Origin of the sequence: Polaribacter sp. R2A056_3_33 (assembly GCF_019278485.1) — a bacterium.
In the GTDB taxonomy this organism is placed as follows: domain Bacteria; phylum Bacteroidota; class Bacteroidia; order Flavobacteriales; family Flavobacteriaceae; genus Polaribacter.
The window spans coordinates 2,697,724-2,714,850 of record NZ_CP058984.1; the positions used below are offsets into that span (position 1 = coordinate 2,697,724).

The following is a 17,127-nucleotide window of genomic DNA, read 5'->3' on the forward strand; positions in this document are numbered from 1 at the left end:
TCTATTTTTTAGTTAGTTTTAAGTCTTAAAATCGACCAACATAACATGGGCAAATCTTTACTTTTTTTACCGGATATTTCAGGATTTACAGAATTTGTTCAAACCACAGAAGTGGAACACAGTCAGCATGTAATTTCAGAATTATTAGAAGTTTTAATAGCAGCAAATACAGAAGAGTTACAGTTAGCAGAAGTAGAGGGTGATGCTTTATTTTTTTATAAAGAAAATGATGTGCCGTCTTTAGAACGATTATTGGCTTTGTCAGAACATATATTTACCGCGTTTTATAGTCATTTAAAATTATTAGAAAAAAATAGAATCTGTCCTTGTAGTGCTTGTTCTTCTGCTCCTAAATTACAATTAAAAATTATTGCACATTGTGGCGAATTACAGTTTTTAACGGTTCAGAATAATAGAAAACCCTTTGGTAGTGAAGTTATTGAGGCGCATCGTTTAATGAAAAATTCTGTTGATAGCGATAATTATGTTTTGTTTAGTAAAGAGTTAGCAAATACTATTGGTTTGTCTGGCAATTATCAATCAAAATTATACAAATTTGAAGAAGGGACTGATATTTATGATGGTAAGCGATTAGATTATTTATTTTCTGTTATTGATAATAATAACTTAAAATTGAGATCATTTCTTACTGCTAATAAAGTTGTTTTTAACAAACCACCAAGTTTTATTCTAGAGCAGGAGTTTCCTGTTTCTGCTGCAGAATTGTTAGAAACTTTAACAAATTATGGGTACAGAAGTAAATGGAAGGAAGGTGTTGATGAAATTATATTTAATGTAAATGAAGTAACAAGATTAGGTTCTGAGCATGTGTGTGTGGTTAATGAAAAACATTTAGACTTTGTGGTAATCACTAAAGAAGTGAAACCAGGACAGTTGGTGTATGGAGAAATGACTAAGAGTCCAGTTCCTTTAGATGCATTATATCAATTTTATATTATAACACCATTAAGTGCTGATCGTTGTAAGTTGGTTCTAGAAATGTATTTAGAAGCAAAATCACCTTTAAAAAAGTTGGCTATTTTCTTAATAGTAAAAGCTGTGTTTAAGAAAAATGTAGCAAAAGGAATAGATACATTATTTGAATTATTAAGTTCTAAAAATGCAGTAAGTGAAACGATGTATGTAAAATAGATTTTTAGTATAATTGGTTAAATATAAAAGAATTATAAAATAAAACAGTGATTTGTATCAAAATACAAATCGCTGTTTTATTTTATAAAATGGAAAGTAAAGCTATTTACTCTAAATCTACATCTTTAGAATTCTCAGAGTAGGTTCTCCATTTTTCTAGACATTCTGTAATATCTGTAGGTACTTCAGAATTAAAACGTATAAATTCTCCCGTTTTTGGGTGCGTAAACCCTAATGTTTTAGCATGTAGCGCTTGTCTAGGTAACACTTTAAAACAGTTATTTACAAATTGCTTGTATTTGGTAAATGTTGTTCCTTTTAAAATATCATCTCCACCATAACGCTCATCGTTAAAAAGTGTGTGTCCAATATGTTTAAAGTGTGCTCTAATTTGGTGCGTTCTTCCTGTTTCTAATTTACATTGCACTAATGTTACGTATGTTAAACGCTCTAAAACCTTATAATGTGTAACTGCATGTTTTCCAAAATCACCATCAGGAAAAACAGACATTTGTAAACGATTTTTTAAACTACGTCCTATATTTCCTTCAATAGTACCTTCATCTTCTTCTACATTTCCCCAAACTAAAGCATAATATAAACGCTCTGTAGTTCTGTCGAAAAACTGTTTAGATAAATGAGCTAAGGCAAATTCGGTTTTTGCAACCACTAATAAACCACTAGTGTCTTTATCAATTCTATGCACCAAACCTGGTCTTTCGTTAGAATTTGTTGGTAAGTTTTCTATATGATGAATTAAGCCATTCACCAAGGTACCAGAATAATTTCCGTGACCAGGATGTACTACCATACCTGCAGGTTTGTTCACTACAATTACTGTGTCATCTTCATAAACGATGTCTAAAGGAATGTCTTCTGCCACCAATAAATTTTCTGCTGGTGGATATGCTAAAACAACTCTAACTACATCATTTGGTTTTACTTTATGATTCGATTTTACAATGGCATCATTCACCAAAATATTTCCTGCTTTTGCAGCTTGTTGAATTTTATTTCTGGTGGCGTTTTCTACAAAATTCATCAAAAATTTATCTACTCTTAAAGGTTCTTGCCCTTCACTAGCTGTAAATCTGTGATGTTCGTATAAATCGTCGTTTTCTATATCTTGAGGTTGATTTTCTTGCAAAATTTATTTTTTAAGTCGAAGTGGATATTCATCGAATATCAACCTTTAACAGTTTAATTTTTTATTTTTGAATACTGAATACTAGTTTCCGTTTCCGTCACCTAAAACTAAGTCTACGATAGAGTTTAGAGGTAATTTATCTCCGTGATTTAGAATTTCTCCTTTGTAGCGTAATCCACGTACAACATCTTTACCAATATCTCTTACAGAAATTGGGTTTGTACCAATATTAAAACCAATAGATCGTAAATGAGAAGTAGCTTGTCTTTTTGTTCTTCCGTTTAAATCTGGAACAGTAACATCTCTATATTTAGAAGGATTTAATGTTAAGTAAATTTTACGTTTTTCTTTTACAAAATCTCCTGTTTCTGGAGATTGCTCAATTACAGATTTTTTTGGATAATCTGGATTATAACTCGCGCTATCTATAACAATAAAATCTAGATTTAATTCTTCTAACTTTAGTTTTACATTTTCTAAAGACATTTTATGCAAGTTAGGAACTTGAATTTTTTGATCGTGATTGGTAGAATAACCTAACCAATATTTTAAAGCAAAAATAAAGACCAACAAACCTATACCTGCAATAATAACTTGTATAAAGAAGGACTTACTTTTAATAAATTGAAAAACACTCATTTTTTGATTTTTAGAACGCACAAAGATATAAAAACTAAACGTTGCTATTTCTATAATTATTTTGATAAATTTGTTTTATTATTTTAGAATTTATGAAACAGAATATTGCAATTGTAATGGGTGGTTATTCATCCGAAGTTAATATTTCGCTTACCAGCGGAAATGTAGTGTACAAGCACTTAAATAAAGAGAAATACAATCCGTATAGAGTCCATATTTTAAAAGATAAATGGGTTGCTTTAGATGATGATAATCAAGAATATCCTATAAATAGAAGTGATTTTTCTTTTTCATTGAATGGTACTTCTGTTATTTTCGATTGTGTTTTTAACGCAATACATGGCGCGCCCGGAGAAAACGGAACCTTGTTAGCGTATTTTAATTTGATCAATTTAAAACACACTTCTGCACCTTTTTATCAAATGGCATTAACATTTAATAAGCGAGATACTTTAAGTGTTGTGAAAGAATATGGTATTAAAACGGCCGTTTCTGTGTACTTAAATAAAGGAGATGTTGTAGATTTAGATGCTATAATTAACAAAGTAGGGTTGCCTTGTTTTGTAAAACCTAATAATGCGGGATCTAGTTACGGAATTTCTAAAGCGCACACAAAAGCAGAAATGTTACCTGCTCTAGAAAAAGCATATAAAGAAGATTCAGAGATTTTAATTGAGTCTTTTTTAGACGGACCAGAAGTTTCTGTTGGTGTAATTCATTATAAAGGAGAAACAACAGTATTGCCAATTACAGAGATTGTTACAGAAAACGATTTCTTTGATTATGAGGCTAAATACGAAGGGAAATCTCAAGAGATTACTCCTGCTAGAATTTCTGATGAAGAAAAAATGAAAGTAGAAGAAATAGCAAAAAAGGTATATAAAATTTTAAATATGTCTGGTTTTTCACGTTCAGAATATATTTTAGTCAACGGAGAACCACATTTCTTAGAAATGAATACGGTACCAGGTTTAACCGAAGAAAGTATCTTACCACAACAAGCAAAAGTGGCAGGTATTTCTTTAGAAGAGTTATTTGAAAGTGCGATTGAGTCGGCTTTTGTATAGAAACACGATTTATTTCAAGAGTCTTTGTTCGTGGTTCAAAAACATCATGATTCAAAAAAATCTAAAAACATCAAATAAAAAAAATGAAAAGAGCAATTTTCCCAGGATCATTTGATCCAATAACATTAGGTCATTTTGATATCATTGCAAGAGGTGTAAAATTGTTTGATGAACTAATTATTGCCATTGGTGTAAATGCGGATAAAAAATATATGTTCACTTTAGAAGAACGTAAAAAATTTATTGAAGACTGTTTTGCACACGAACCAAAAATAAAAGTGGTTACCTATAAAGGGTTGACAGTTCATTTTTGTCAAGAAAACAATGTCGATTTTATTTTAAGAGGTTTAAGAAACCCCGCAGATTTTGAGTTCGAGAAAGCAATAGCGCATACCAATAGAGATTTAGCGCCTATAGAAACCGTTTTCTTACTAACCGCAGCAAGCACCTCTTATATTTCTTCATCTATTGTAAGGGATGTAATTAGAAATGATGGAGATTATACAAAATTAGTTCCTAAAACTGTAAGAATTAAATAAATATGTGTAGACCTTTTAGAGCATTTTTTTTAGTTACTATTTTACTGTTGCTATTTTCTTGTGATCAATTATCCAAAGAAAAAAAAGATTTTACAACGCTTTTCGAAAAGTCTAACGGAACAGAAACGCCAGAATACAAAGACATCATTTCATATTACAAAGGTTTAGCTGAAGCGCATTCTTCTATATCTTTATTTTCATTCGGACAAACAGATTCCGGAGAACCTTTGCACCTCGTTGTTTATAATAGAGAAGGAGTTTTTAATGTGGATGAAATTAAAAAATCATCCAAAAATAGAATTCTCATCAACAACGGAATTCATCCCGGAGAATCCGACGGAATTGATGCATCCATGTTGTTGCTTAGAGATATTGTAGAAAATGATTCTTTAATAGAAAAATATAAAAACACTGTAATTTGTGTGATTCCTGTGTATAATGTTGGCGGTTCTTTAAATAGAAATTCGCACACAAGAGCAAATCAAAAGGGACCTATAGAATATGGTTTTAGAGGGAATGCAAGAAATTATGATTTAAATAGAGATTTTATAAAACAAGACTCTAGAAATTCAGCAGCTTTTGCAGCAGTATTTCATACTGTAAATCCAGATGTTTTTATAGATAATCACGTAAGTAATGGAGCTGATTATCAATATGCAATTACACATTTATTTACACAACACAATAAACTAGGAGGAAAGCTAGGTGACTTTTTAGAAACCAAAATGCGTCCGAGTATAGAGAATTCACTAGAGCAAAAAGGAATTTCAATTACACCTTATGTAAATGTTTGGGGTACTACGCCAGAAGCAGGTTTTTCTCAGTTTTTCGATTCTCCTAGATATTCAACAGGATACACAACCTTGTTTAATACTTTAGGATTGATGGTAGAAACACACATGTTAAAACCTTATAAAGTAAGGGTAGAACAAACGTATGAATTGTTGTTTTCTGCGTTAGATTTTACAGAAGATAATGCTGATAAAATTAAAGAATTAAGAGCGAATGCTGTAGATGAGGTATTGGCACAGAAAACCTATCCTATTACTTTTAAGGTTGATACTGAAAACCCTACAGAATTACAATTTAAAGGCTACGAAGCAGAGTATGTCGATAGCAAAGTAACTACAGGAAAACGTTTGTTTTATGATACTACAAAACCATATACAAAACCTGTGAAATATTATAATAATTTTATGGAGACTCAGTCTGTAGAAATTCCGAAAGGGTATATTTTAGAACAAGGTTGGCATAAAGTTTTAGAGCGATTAAAAAACAATCAAATAGAATTTACACGTTTTAAAAACGATACAATAATTACTGTTGAAGTAAATCATATTGATAAGTTTGAAACACGTAAAACGGCGTACGAAGGTCATTATTTACATTATAATACTACGGTAAAAACAGCAACTCAAGATTTTCAATTTAGAAAGGGAGATATTTACATTCCTACAAATCAAAATGGAGTTCGGTATTTGCTAGAAACGTTGGAAGCTGCAGCAACCGATTCGTTTTTTAACTGGAATTTTTTCGACACGGTTTTACAACAAAAAGAAGGGTATTCTGCTTATGTTTTTGAAGATATTGCAGCCTCTTTTTTAGCTGAAAATCCATCAATAGAAAAAGAGTTTTTAGAAAAACGGAATACAGATACTGAGTTTGCAAATAATCCAAGAGCACAACTAGATTTTATTTACAAAAAATCACCTCATTACGAACCAGCACATTTACGTTTGCCAATTTTTAAAATATTTTAAATTATGAAAGCACTACCAATCGTTTTGTTATCCCTATTTTTCTTCGGATGTAAATCTGAAAAAGTTAAAACAGCAAAAGTAAACACAGATGTCAAGACTAATTCCTTTTATGTTGGTACGTATACTAATAAAAATTCTAAAGGAATTTATAAATACCAACTTTCTGAAAAAGGAGAATTACAAAAAATAGGCTTGGTTGCAGAAACGATAAATCCTACTTTTTTAACAAAATCTAACGATGATAAAACTCTTTTTGCAGTGGAAGAAACCAATGTAAACGGAACAGGTTTTATAAAATCTTATAGAATAGAAAAAGATTCTTTACAATTGATAAGTAACGAAAAATCTGGAGGAGCAGGTCCTTGTTTTGTTGCTATAAATGATGATAATTATTTGGTTACGGCAAATTACGGTGGTGGAAGTGTTGGTTTGTTAAAAGCAGATGCTTCTGGTAAATTGTCAGAATTATTAAATGTGCAACAACATATTGGTAAAGGAACAACAGACAGACAAAAAGGGCCTCATGCACATTCTGCTTGGTTTCATCCAGTAAAAAAAGAAGTTATTTCTGTAGATTTAGGAACCAATGAATTGTTGTTTTCTAACATTGATGAAGATAAACTTGTTTATACAAAGCAAAAGTCTTTAAAAATGGCAGAAGGAGCAGGCCCAAGACATGTAACGTTTCATCCAAATAATAAATGGATTTATGTTTTAAATGAATTGGACAATACGGTTTCTTTGGTAAAAGAAAAAGAGGAAGCGTATTTTGTAGATTTTACAATTTCTACCTTGCCAAAAGAGTTTACGGAGTTTAGCAAAGCAGCAGATATTCATATTTCTAAAGGCGGAAAGTTTTTGTATGCTTCCAATCGCGGACATGAATCTATTGTAATTTATGAAGTAAATGCTGAAGATGGAATGTTAACGACAATTGGTTACGAACCTGTTTTAGGAAAAAATCCTCGTAATTTTTCACTTTCTCCGGATGAACAATTTTTATTAGTTGCAAACCAAGATACCGATAATATAGTTTCGTTTAAAAGAGATATTGCTACGGGTAAGTTAATTTTTGTAAGTGAAGTTGCTGCACCTATGCCTGTTTGTATTTTATTTTAGCTTGTAGTAGTTACAATTCAGTTAATGCATTTTCTGACTGATTTTGTCAAAGACTTTTTAGCGTGGTAAAAATCCTTGGACAAGCTCAGGAGTACATTGTGAATTTAAATTGGATTCAGATACATTATAACATACAACTTTTGTTTACTATGTGTCAATTTTTTCAAGAGTTATCGGATTATACGCAATGCTAGTGTGAGCGTCTTGTTCGTACTTTCTGATTTCTATTTACAAAAAAAAATATATAGATTGTTATCCGAGAATTATTGTCGATTGCACGAGCGTGACGCTCGCGTTAGCGGATATTTATATATGAGCCTGTACATTTAAAATGGTTTTAATTTTATAACATAAAAACTATGTTTTCTATGTATTTATGTGGTCAATTTTTTTAATAGTTATCAGTTAAAACTCAATGGAATGCTATTGTGAGCGTCTCGCTCGTACTTTGTCATGTTTACTATGTACCTATGTGTTTAGCTTTTTAAAGTGTTGTTAGTTCAAGTATAGTTGAGAACAATTCGATATTTAACGAAGTAGAAAATTATTTTATTCGTAACTTGTAATCTCTAAAATCAATTTTAAAATAACACATGCTTTTAATTTTAATTAATTGGATTTATATTTTTATATCCTCCTTAAGCTTTGGTTTTTTATTAAAAAAACTATTTAAAATTGACAATCATAATTTTACCATCCACCATATTTTAGGATTATTCTCTATCACGCTATTTAGCTGGTCGTATGCTTTTTTCTTTCCTTTAGATATTGTTTTTTATGCAATAATGAATTGTATAAACATTGCAGGTATGTTGTATTTTAAAAGAGAATTTAAAATGCAATTGAACCAATGTAGGATAAATTGGTTGTCATTTAGTAAAATATATAAATTTGGGTTCCTTTTTATTTTTATCATTGCTTTGGCAATGTCTTCGGTTACACCTTCTATTTTTGATAATGAAAGTTATTATATACAAACCATTAAGTGGTTAAATGAATATGGTTTTGTAAAAGGATTGGGTAATTTACATATCTTTTTTGCCCAAACATCTAGTTGGCATATTTTACAAGCAGCGTTTACTTTTCCGTTTTTAGAAACGAATTTTAACGATTTGAATGGTTTCTTTTTAACTGTCTTTTCTTTTTACTGTTTTCAGCAGTTGTGTCAATTTAAGTCAACCAAAAAAATACATCAATTATATATAGGAAGTGTGTTGATTGGTTTGCCTTTTATGATATTTTTTATCAACGCACCATCGCCAGATTTACCGGTGTTTTTAATCAGTCAATTGTTGTTTTATCTTTTTATGAAATATTTTAATAAGATTGATTACTCTAATTTTATTCTCATTCTATTACTCACAATTTTCTTGTGTGTTATTAAAATCACAACGTGTGTATTGGTTTTATTACCATTAATTTTATTTGTAAAACATTATAAAGTGCTGAAAATTAATTTAGTGAAACCAATTGTGATCTCGCTTTTTGTAGTTGGGTTGTTTTTAATGAAAAACGTTGTTCTAACGGGCTACTTGTTATATCCGTTACAAATTTTAGATGTTCTAAATGCAGATTGGAAAGTCCCCACAGAGCTTATTAAATTGTTTAAGGTAGGTACGTATAATGCTGCTTTTGATTATCAAGATTTAAACAGTCTTTCTACTTATCAGTTATTTATTGCGTGGATAACCTCGTTTAAATTCAATGGAATTATCAATATCATATTTGTGGTTTTATTGGTGTCTTTTCCTTTTTTATGGTATTTAAAAAGCAAAGAAAAATCAGTTTTTATTTTGTATTTAATTGGTGTTTTAAACTTTGTATTGGCTTGGGTTTTCTCTCCTCAATATCGATTCTTCTTTTTTTATATGTTATTCTTTGCCATGCAAATTTGTGTTTGGTTTTTTAGAAAAGAAAAAATAATCATGCTGTTTACCTACTTGAGTTTGTTGCTAAGTTTGGTTCCTTTTTTAACCGAATTAAAATTGAGTAATTATACTACCATTAAAAAAACGAATATCAAAACAAGTCTGTTAAAACCAAAAAACATTTTACAACCAAATGTAAATTCTAGCATGAGTGCCGACTTTGAGCAACATATAGAAAACGGATTTCATTACAATTCACCTACAAAAGAAAGTTATTTCTGGACAGTAGGAGATATTCCTTTACCTGCGGTTAATGTGAAACAAATTTCTTTTATAAAAGAGCACTATAAAATTGTTCCTAGTTTAAGAACAGGGAATATCGAAGACGGTTTTAATAGTGTGGATTGTGAATAGTTGATTGTTTTGGTGGCTTTTAAATGGTTTTAATGTTAATTGTTATATTTAAAAAGAATATTGTATATTAGTTTTTACGATTTTTAATTAAATAAAAAACATAATCAATTGCATTTTAGATGATTATAGGTGAGGAAGGGAAAGTTTATATAGATTTATTTGCTGGTTGTGGAGGTCTATCATTAGGTTTACATAATGCAGGTTGGAAAGGTGCGTTTGCTATTGAAAAAAGTGCAGATGCTTTTAAAACACTTGAACATAATTTAATTAAAAAGAAAAAGCATTTTGATTGGCCAAATTGGTTGTCACAAAAACATCACGATATTAATGAAGTTTTAGATAATAATTCTGAAAATTTAATTTCATTAAGAGGGAAAATAGATTTAGTTGCAGGAGGTCCACCATGTCAAGGTTTTTCTATGGCAGGAAGAAGAGTTGAAAATGATTCTAGAAATGATTTAATAAACTCTTATATCAACTTTATTGATCAAGTGCAACCTAAATTAATCTTTTTCGAAAATGTAAGAGGTTTTACCCAGGGGTTTAAAAGGAATGATAAAAAAGGAAGAGCTTATTCATTGTATGTAATTGATGAGTTAGAAAAGAAAGGATACACTGTTCAGGGACATCTTATAAATTTTGCAGATTATGGAGTTCCACAAAAAAGAACACGCTTTATTTTAGTTGGTATTCAAAATCAATTTATAAAGAGTAATTCTAACTTAACTAAAGAAACTTTTTTTGAAAGAATTGAAAAAAATAAAGAAGAGTTTCTTGTTAGTAAAGATCTTACAGTAAATCCTACTTTAGAAAATGCAATATCTGATTTATTGCAATCTAATGGGCAAATAGAATCTGAAACTCCAAATTTTAAAGCAGGTATTTATGGTGATAAAGCTTCTAGCTATCAAAAGTACCTAAGAAGATATAAAAAACAAGAAAGCAAAGTTGATAGTCATCGATTTGCAAAACATACAGAAATTGTTAGGAATAGATTTCAAATAGCTTTAAATGAAAACTTGACAAGTGCTGCTTATAGAGAGCGATTTAAATTAAAGAAAAGTAGTACTAAAATTTTGGAAGGAAATAAACCAACGCCTACAATTACGACTTTACCTGATGATTATATTCATTATTGTGAACCAAGAATTATGACTGTTCGTGAATATGCTCGTATTCAATCATTTCCTGATACATACCAGTTTAAAGGTAAATATACAACTGGTGGTAAAAGAAGAACTCAAGAAGTTCCTAGGTATTCACAAATTGGAAATGCTATTCCACCATTATTTGGAGAACAAGCAGGTTTAGTTTTAAAACAACTAATTCAATAATGGGAGACGAATTAGAGTTTAAAATTAGTACAGGTTTAAAAGATATTATCGGTAAAGATTTAATAACGGATGAATTTATTGCTGTATTCGAATTGGTGAAAAACTCTTATGATGCTTTTGCTAAAAATGTAATAATTACAATTGAAGATAACAAATTAATTATTTCAGATGATGGAAAAGGAATGTCTCTGGATGATTTAAAAAATAAATGGTTATTTGTTGCATATTCAGCAAAAAAAGATAATTCAGAAGACAATAACCTTAGCGGTAAAAATGAATCTTACAGAGATTTAATTCAAGAAAGAAAACACTATGCAGGGGCCAAAGGTATTGGTCGATTTTCTAGTGATAGATTAGGGAAGTCTCTTACTATTAGAACAAAAAGGAATGACTCCATAAATATTGAAGAACTTATTGTTGATTGGTCAAGGTTTGAAAAAAATCAAAAAAACACATTTGAAACAGTAAAAGTAAATCACAATACTATTACTAAAAATACTGTAAAATTTCCAGAAAACTCTAATTCTGGAACTATTTTAGAAATATCCAATCTATACAATGTTTGGGATAGAACAAGAATATTATCATTAAAACATTCTTTAGAAAAACTTATAAATCCTTTTTCTGAAAAAAACGATTTTAATATACAAATTGTTTGTACAAGAGAATTAGATGAAGACAAGAAAGGTTTTTACACAAAAGGTAAGAAAGAAAAGAAAGGTAAAAAGTATTTCGATAGAGACAAAGTTAATGGTACTGTAAAAAACGCAATACTTGATATTTTAGAATTAAAGACTTCGCAAATTACTTTTGAAATATCTAAAGGTAAAATTGAAACTAAAATAATTGATAGAGGAGAATTAATTTATCATATAAAAGAATCCGCTAAAGAGTTTGAAATTATTGAAAACTTACAAATTGATTTATACTTTTTAAATCGTTCAGCTAAGCATAATTTCTCCTTAAAAATGGGAATTCAGCCAATACAATTTGGCTCTATATTTCTATTTAAAAATGGATTTAGAGTACAGCCTTTTGGTCAAAAAGGAGATGATAGTTGGGGAATTGACTTTAGAGCACAACAAGGATATAATCGGTTTTTAGGAACCAGAAATTTATTTGGTAGAGTTTCGATTTCTACTAATAACACTGAACAATTTAAAGAAGTTTCAAACAGAGAGGGTGGTTTAATAGAAACACCAGGTTATCATGAATTAATTAATGCTTTTGATTTAGCTCATAGAAGACTGGAAAGATATGTTGTTGGAGTACTTTGGGGAGAAGGGTTTAAAAAGCAAAAATATTTTGGTGATGATATTGATAAAGCAAGTCAATATAGACTTGAATTATCAACCGATAAGGATTCTGAAAACCTTGAAATTGCTAAATCGAATTTAGGAAGTAAGCTAGATTTTATTCAAATCATTAAAAGTTTATCTTCAAACAAGGACATTAAAGTAATTGACTTTAATAAGGGGTTTGTTGATTTAGTGAACGAAAAAATTGATGACACACAAATTAAATTTATTTCTGATTTAAAAGATATTGCAGATAAAACAGATGACCCTAAACTTCTTGATAACGTAACTGATATAGAAAAAGCTTTTGAAAGACTAAAAAAAGAAAAGAAAGAAGCTGAAAATAAAGTGCTTCAAGAAGAAAGAAAAAGAAAAGAAGCTGAAGCTAGAGCTTTGAAAGAGGAAAATGCTCGTAAAGAAGCTGAAAACAATGCAAAAAAAGAAGAGGAGAAAAGAAGAAAAGCGGAACTAGGTGCTTTAAAAAAAGAAAAAGAAAGGGCTCTTGAAGAATTAGCAAAATTAAAGGCTGAAAAAAAATCAAAAGAAGAGAAAGAAAAAAGAATAACCACAGAAAATTCTTTAAAATTTGAAAAAGACAAAAACTCTTATTTAAGCGCTACTAGAAGAACTTTAAGTGAAGATGCTGAAGATTTAATCCATAGTATAAAAGTTTCTGTTATTGGTATTGATTCTAGTTTAGAAAAAATCCTTGAAAACCTAGATGTTTCTAGTAATAGCAAACAAAAAGAGTTATTTACAGAAATAAGTGACATTAAATTCATTACGGAAAAAGTTATGAAGTTAAGCATGTTAATTACCAAATCAAACTTTAAAGCTGATTCTGATTTTCAAAAAGTTAACGTTGCTAAATATTTTAAAGAATATATAGAAACTTACAGTTATGCTTATAAAGATAAAGTTAAAATAACTTTTAAAGGTCAATCTAATTTTATTACTAGATTAAGTCTATTAGATTTATCAATTGTAATTGACAACCTTATTTCTAATTCAATTAAAGCGAAAGCAAATAAAATATTAATTGAGGCAATTGATGAAGGAAAGAAATTATCTATTGTATTCGCGGACAATGGTGTTGGTTTAAATGATGAATTTATTAAAAGCCCTTTATCTATTTTTGAATTAGGTGTAAAATCTAATATAGAAGGCTCTGGAATTGGTCTTTACTCGGTAAAAAAGAAAATGAATGAAATGTATGGAGATATTGAGTTTAAAGGCAATAACATCGATTTTAAAGGAGCTTGCTTTAAATTAATTTTCAAATAAATATGGAAAAAGCTTTACTTTTAATTGATGATACCAAAGAATATATTGGAGTCTTAGGTAATATTTCTAATCACTTATCTAAACGGGAATCTGTAAATGTGACTACAAAATACCTAAACCCCAATTCAAGAGATTACTTTGACGAAAACAAAGACCCTAGTTTGCCTAAAGTTCTTTCTGGTGTTTCTAAAAAGTTATCTTCCCTTAAACCAAGCCTAATTATAGTTGATCAATACTATAGTGGTAATGATAATTTTGATGGTCTTAAAATAATTGAAGAATTAAGGAAAATATCAAAATTTAAAAATTGTCCTATTTTTTTAATATCTGGTAAAAGAGATAAAATAGTACGTGATATTTTCTCCATCGATGGAGTCAAGGATAAAGAAAAAGTAAAACAATTATCAAAAATAATTAGTTTTAAAATAGATCAATTTTTAGATAAGAATTTTAAAGATGAGGCAATTGCATTATTAAAAAACAATAGTATTTCTGATATTTTACCTTCAAAATTAAGAGAATTCGAAAATGTAAATGCACAAATAAATGTTTTTTCACCAAAACATAAAGTCTATTCCTTTTCAGAGCTTTCGGATTTAATTGAAAATAATCATCCTGATTCAGTAATAATTTTAGATGAAATTTTCGATATGACATTATCTCATTATATAGAGTTAAATGAAAAGTTATAAAAAAGTAGTTATAATCTTTCCTAAAGATACAAGTATAGATTTTTTGAATCCAATTTTTGAATTTGCTAAAAATATTTTCAAAAATGCTACTGTAGATAGACCAGAGCCTAACTCTAACTGTAATTCTATTGATGATGAAACTGACCTAATTATTTTTCTTGGACACGGTACAAGTCGTGTGCTTTTTGGCAGTACAGATGAGAATAATCAAAAGACTAGCTTTATAAGTATAAATAATGGCTCAAGATTATTTGATGAATGCACAACGATACTTTTTTCTTGTAACTCAATAGATTTTTTAAAAAATATAAAAGCAAATCCTGTTATTATAAATTCTTTTGTTGTTTTTGGTGATATGCCTACAGATGAGCCTCACGTGTATCATAACAAAGCTAATAATAAAAATTATTGGACAGAATATGATGAATCACAATTAATATTTTACAAACAAACTCTTGTTGAGTCATTTATAAATGGATTACGTTTTGGATATAATTCAGATTCAATTAAAGGATTTTACAAAGGAGTAAGTTTTATTATTAATAAAAGAATAAATTATATTATATTAAATTCAACATGGAAGCGAAATCAAAAACTTCAGTTGATAGAAAGACTCATTGAATTTAAGAATGAAATAAAATATTCGGAATCAATCTAAAAAACATTCTTTAAGTGCATAAATTAAAAAGCTCAACTTTTAAAAGTTGAGCTTTTTTTATGATGTATTTATATTCTTTAAAACTTATACTCACCCAAAGGTTTTGGGAAATCTTCTGGATTGGCTGCTAAATGATAACGAGGATCATCAATATCTTCTAAAATAACTTCAGAAAAAACAGGGCTCGATTTGTATAGTAATAATTTACAATCTTCACTTAAGTGTTTTAGCGTTACTTTTTTACCAGCTGCTTGGTATTTTTCAACCAAATTAAAAATTGCTTCTATGGCAGAATGATCGGTAACACGTGCTTCTACAAAATCTATTTCTACAACATCTGGGTCATTTTTGATATCAAACTTCCCGTTAAACTCCGTAATACTTCCAAAGAAAAGAGGTCCCCAAATTTCGTAAATTTTTGTTCCGTCTTCTTTAAAACGTTTTCTAGCTCTAATTTTCTTAGCACTTGTCCAAGCAAAAGATAAAGCAGAAATAATAACCCCTACAAATACTGCAATGGCTAAATCAAAAAATACAGTTACTGCAGATACTATGATTAATACAGCTGCATCAGACATTGGTATTTTCTTTAAAATTCTAAAACTAGACCAAGCAAATGTTTCTATTACCATCATAAACATAACACCAACAAGCGCTGCAATAGGCACTTGTTCTATATATTTATCAGCAAATAAAATAAAAGTCAATAACGTTAAAGCCATCATTATACCAGATAAACGTCCACGTCCGCCAGCATTAATATTAATTACGGTTTGCCCAATCATACCACATCCACCAGTACCTCCAAAAGCACCACTTACAATGTTTCCTGCACCTTGTGCAATACATTCTTGATTTCCGTTTCCTCTAGTTTCTGTTAATTCATCTACTAGATTCATGGTCATTAAGGTTTCTATTAAACCAACCGATGCTGCTAAAAATGCATACGGAGCAATAAACTTTAAAGTATCTAAGTTAAAAGGAAGGTTGCTCCATAATTCTAAAACATTTAAGTTTTTAGAAAGTTCTGCAATACCATTTAAACCAGCTCCACCACCGTCTCTAATAAAATCTCCAACATTAATAGAGTTTAATCCGCTAAAAATAGAAACTAAAGTAACAATTAAAATAGCTGTTAAGGCTGCTGGTATTTTTGTTGTAATTTTAGGTAAACCCCAAACAATTAACATGGTTAATAGTACCAAACCAATCATTACATATAAGGTGTTGCCTTGCATACTGTATTTTACAACTCCAGAATCTTTTACAGAATAAAAGCCTTCGTCAGAAACATTAAAAACAACTTTTTTAGTATTGATATCAAAAACTTGACCTTCAGAAATTAAAAATAACTCTTCGTTTGTAGTACTGTTTTTAACGATATTATCATCAATAGTAAATATTACTGTGTTAGAAACTAGATCTTTAACTTGGTTGTCAGATACATTGTAAACCAATTCTTTAGATTCTGTTTTACGCATATTTTGTCCGTAGAAATCTTTTTTGTTTTCTTTAAACATTCCTAATTGTGCCATAAAAATAACAATCGCCAATCCGTTTACAAACCCCATCATTACTGGATGCGGAATTAGACGTACAAATTTCCCTAACTTAAATAGGCCTGCAAAAACTTGTATCACACCCATTAGCACTACAGCAGCTAAGAGATAAAAATAACCCATGTTTTCAACAGGGGTGTCAAATAGTAAGCCTTTTGCATGTCCTTCTTGTATCATGTGTACAAAAATTACAGCTACAGCACCTGCTGCACCAGAAATTAAACCTGGTCTTCCACCAAAACTTGCTGAAATAATTCCTACTACAAAAGCACCGAATAATGCCACAATAGGACTTATTTGTGCTACAAAGGCAAAAGCTACAACTTCTGGTATCATTGCTAAAGAAACGGTTATTCCTGCAAGTACATCATCTTTTGCGTTTGGTAATATTTTTCTAATAAATTCAGTCATAATTTGGTGATTTTTAAAGTCGGCAAAGATAGACGGTTTTTTTAAAAAACTATCTTTCTTATGAGTATTGTTAATCCATACAAATGTATTTATCAGATAAGTACGCTACCAATTTATGAATACGAACTAGTTAAAAAAGAAATGTTTAACGGAGTTAACGTGAAAAATAATAAAAAAAGGCAGTTT

13 protein-coding genes are annotated in these 17,127 nt (G+C 29.6%); 10 read left to right on the forward strand and 3 right to left on the reverse strand.

What is annotated here, in order from left to right:
- Positions 1-45: 45 nt before the first annotated feature.
- A complete protein-coding gene (locus H0I29_RS11300; protein ID WP_218752403.1) occupies positions 46-1,152 on the forward strand; it encodes a DUF2652 domain-containing protein in 1,107 nt (368 codons plus the stop codon).
- Positions 1,153-1,258: 106 nt separating this feature from the next.
- Here H0I29_RS11300 and H0I29_RS11305 read toward each other — a convergent pair whose 3' ends face one another.
- The gene (locus H0I29_RS11305; protein ID WP_218752405.1) at positions 1,259-2,299 is read right to left on the reverse strand and encodes an RluA family pseudouridine synthase; all 1,041 of its coding nucleotides are present in this window, start codon (positions 2,297-2,299) and stop codon (positions 1,259-1,261) included.
- A gap of 81 nt (positions 2,300-2,380) precedes the next feature.
- A complete protein-coding gene (locus H0I29_RS11310) occupies positions 2,381-2,938 on the reverse strand; it encodes a PASTA domain-containing protein (RefSeq protein ID WP_218732840.1) in 558 nt (185 codons plus the stop codon).
- 92 nt (positions 2,939-3,030) lie between these two features.
- Here H0I29_RS11310 and H0I29_RS11315 point away from each other — a divergent pair, with 92 nt between their 5' ends.
- The 9 genes from H0I29_RS11315 to H0I29_RS11355 all read left to right on the forward strand — a co-directional run bounded on the left by H0I29_RS11315 (position 3,031) and on the right by H0I29_RS11355 (position 14,971).
- The gene (locus H0I29_RS11315; RefSeq protein ID WP_218752407.1) at positions 3,031-4,005 is read left to right on the forward strand and encodes a D-alanine--D-alanine ligase; all 975 of its coding nucleotides are present in this window, start codon (positions 3,031-3,033) and stop codon (positions 4,003-4,005) included.
- 83 nt (positions 4,006-4,088) lie between these two features.
- Positions 4,089-4,544, forward strand: a complete 456-nt coding sequence (gene coaD, locus H0I29_RS11320; RefSeq protein WP_165732860.1) for a pantetheine-phosphate adenylyltransferase — start codon at positions 4,089-4,091, stop codon at positions 4,542-4,544.
- A 2-nt stretch (positions 4,545-4,546) separates the two neighbouring features.
- Positions 4,547-6,304 (forward strand): M14 family metallopeptidase, encoded by a 1,758-nt coding sequence (locus H0I29_RS11325; RefSeq protein ID WP_218752409.1) that lies wholly within the window; start codon positions 4,547-4,549, stop codon positions 6,302-6,304.
- 3 nt (positions 6,305-6,307) lie between these two features.
- Positions 6,308-7,423 (forward strand): lactonase family protein, encoded by a 1,116-nt coding sequence (locus H0I29_RS11330; protein WP_218752411.1) that lies wholly within the window; start codon positions 6,308-6,310, stop codon positions 7,421-7,423.
- Between the two features lie 593 nt (positions 7,424-8,016).
- The gene (locus H0I29_RS11335; RefSeq protein WP_218752413.1) at positions 8,017-9,705 is read left to right on the forward strand and encodes a hypothetical protein; all 1,689 of its coding nucleotides are present in this window, start codon (positions 8,017-8,019) and stop codon (positions 9,703-9,705) included.
- 119 nt (positions 9,706-9,824) lie between these two features.
- Positions 9,825-11,039, forward strand: a complete 1,215-nt coding sequence (locus H0I29_RS11340; RefSeq protein ID WP_218752415.1) for a DNA cytosine methyltransferase — start codon at positions 9,825-9,827, stop codon at positions 11,037-11,039.
- On the forward strand, positions 11,039-13,621 hold the full coding sequence (locus tag H0I29_RS11345; RefSeq protein ID WP_218752416.1) for an ATP-binding protein: 2,583 nt from the start codon (positions 11,039-11,041) through the stop codon (positions 13,619-13,621). The genes H0I29_RS11340 and H0I29_RS11345 overlap by 1 nt, the downstream gene beginning before the upstream one ends.
- A gap of 2 nt (positions 13,622-13,623) precedes the next feature.
- On the forward strand, positions 13,624-14,313 hold the full coding sequence (locus tag H0I29_RS11350; RefSeq protein ID WP_218752417.1) for a hypothetical protein: 690 nt from the start codon (positions 13,624-13,626) through the stop codon (positions 14,311-14,313).
- Entirely contained in the window at positions 14,300-14,971 is a 672-nt protein-coding gene (locus H0I29_RS11355) for a hypothetical protein (RefSeq protein ID WP_218752418.1), read from the forward strand. Before H0I29_RS11350 ends, H0I29_RS11355 begins: the two co-directional genes overlap by 14 nt.
- A 77-nt stretch (positions 14,972-15,048) precedes the next feature.
- Here H0I29_RS11355 and H0I29_RS11360 read toward each other — a convergent pair whose 3' ends face one another.
- Positions 15,049-16,941 carry a SulP family inorganic anion transporter gene (locus H0I29_RS11360; RefSeq protein ID WP_218752419.1) on the reverse strand — a complete coding sequence of 631 codons (1,893 nt, stop codon included), beginning with the start codon at positions 16,939-16,941 and terminating at the stop codon, positions 15,049-15,051.
- Between the last annotated feature and the right edge of the window lie 186 nt (positions 16,942-17,127).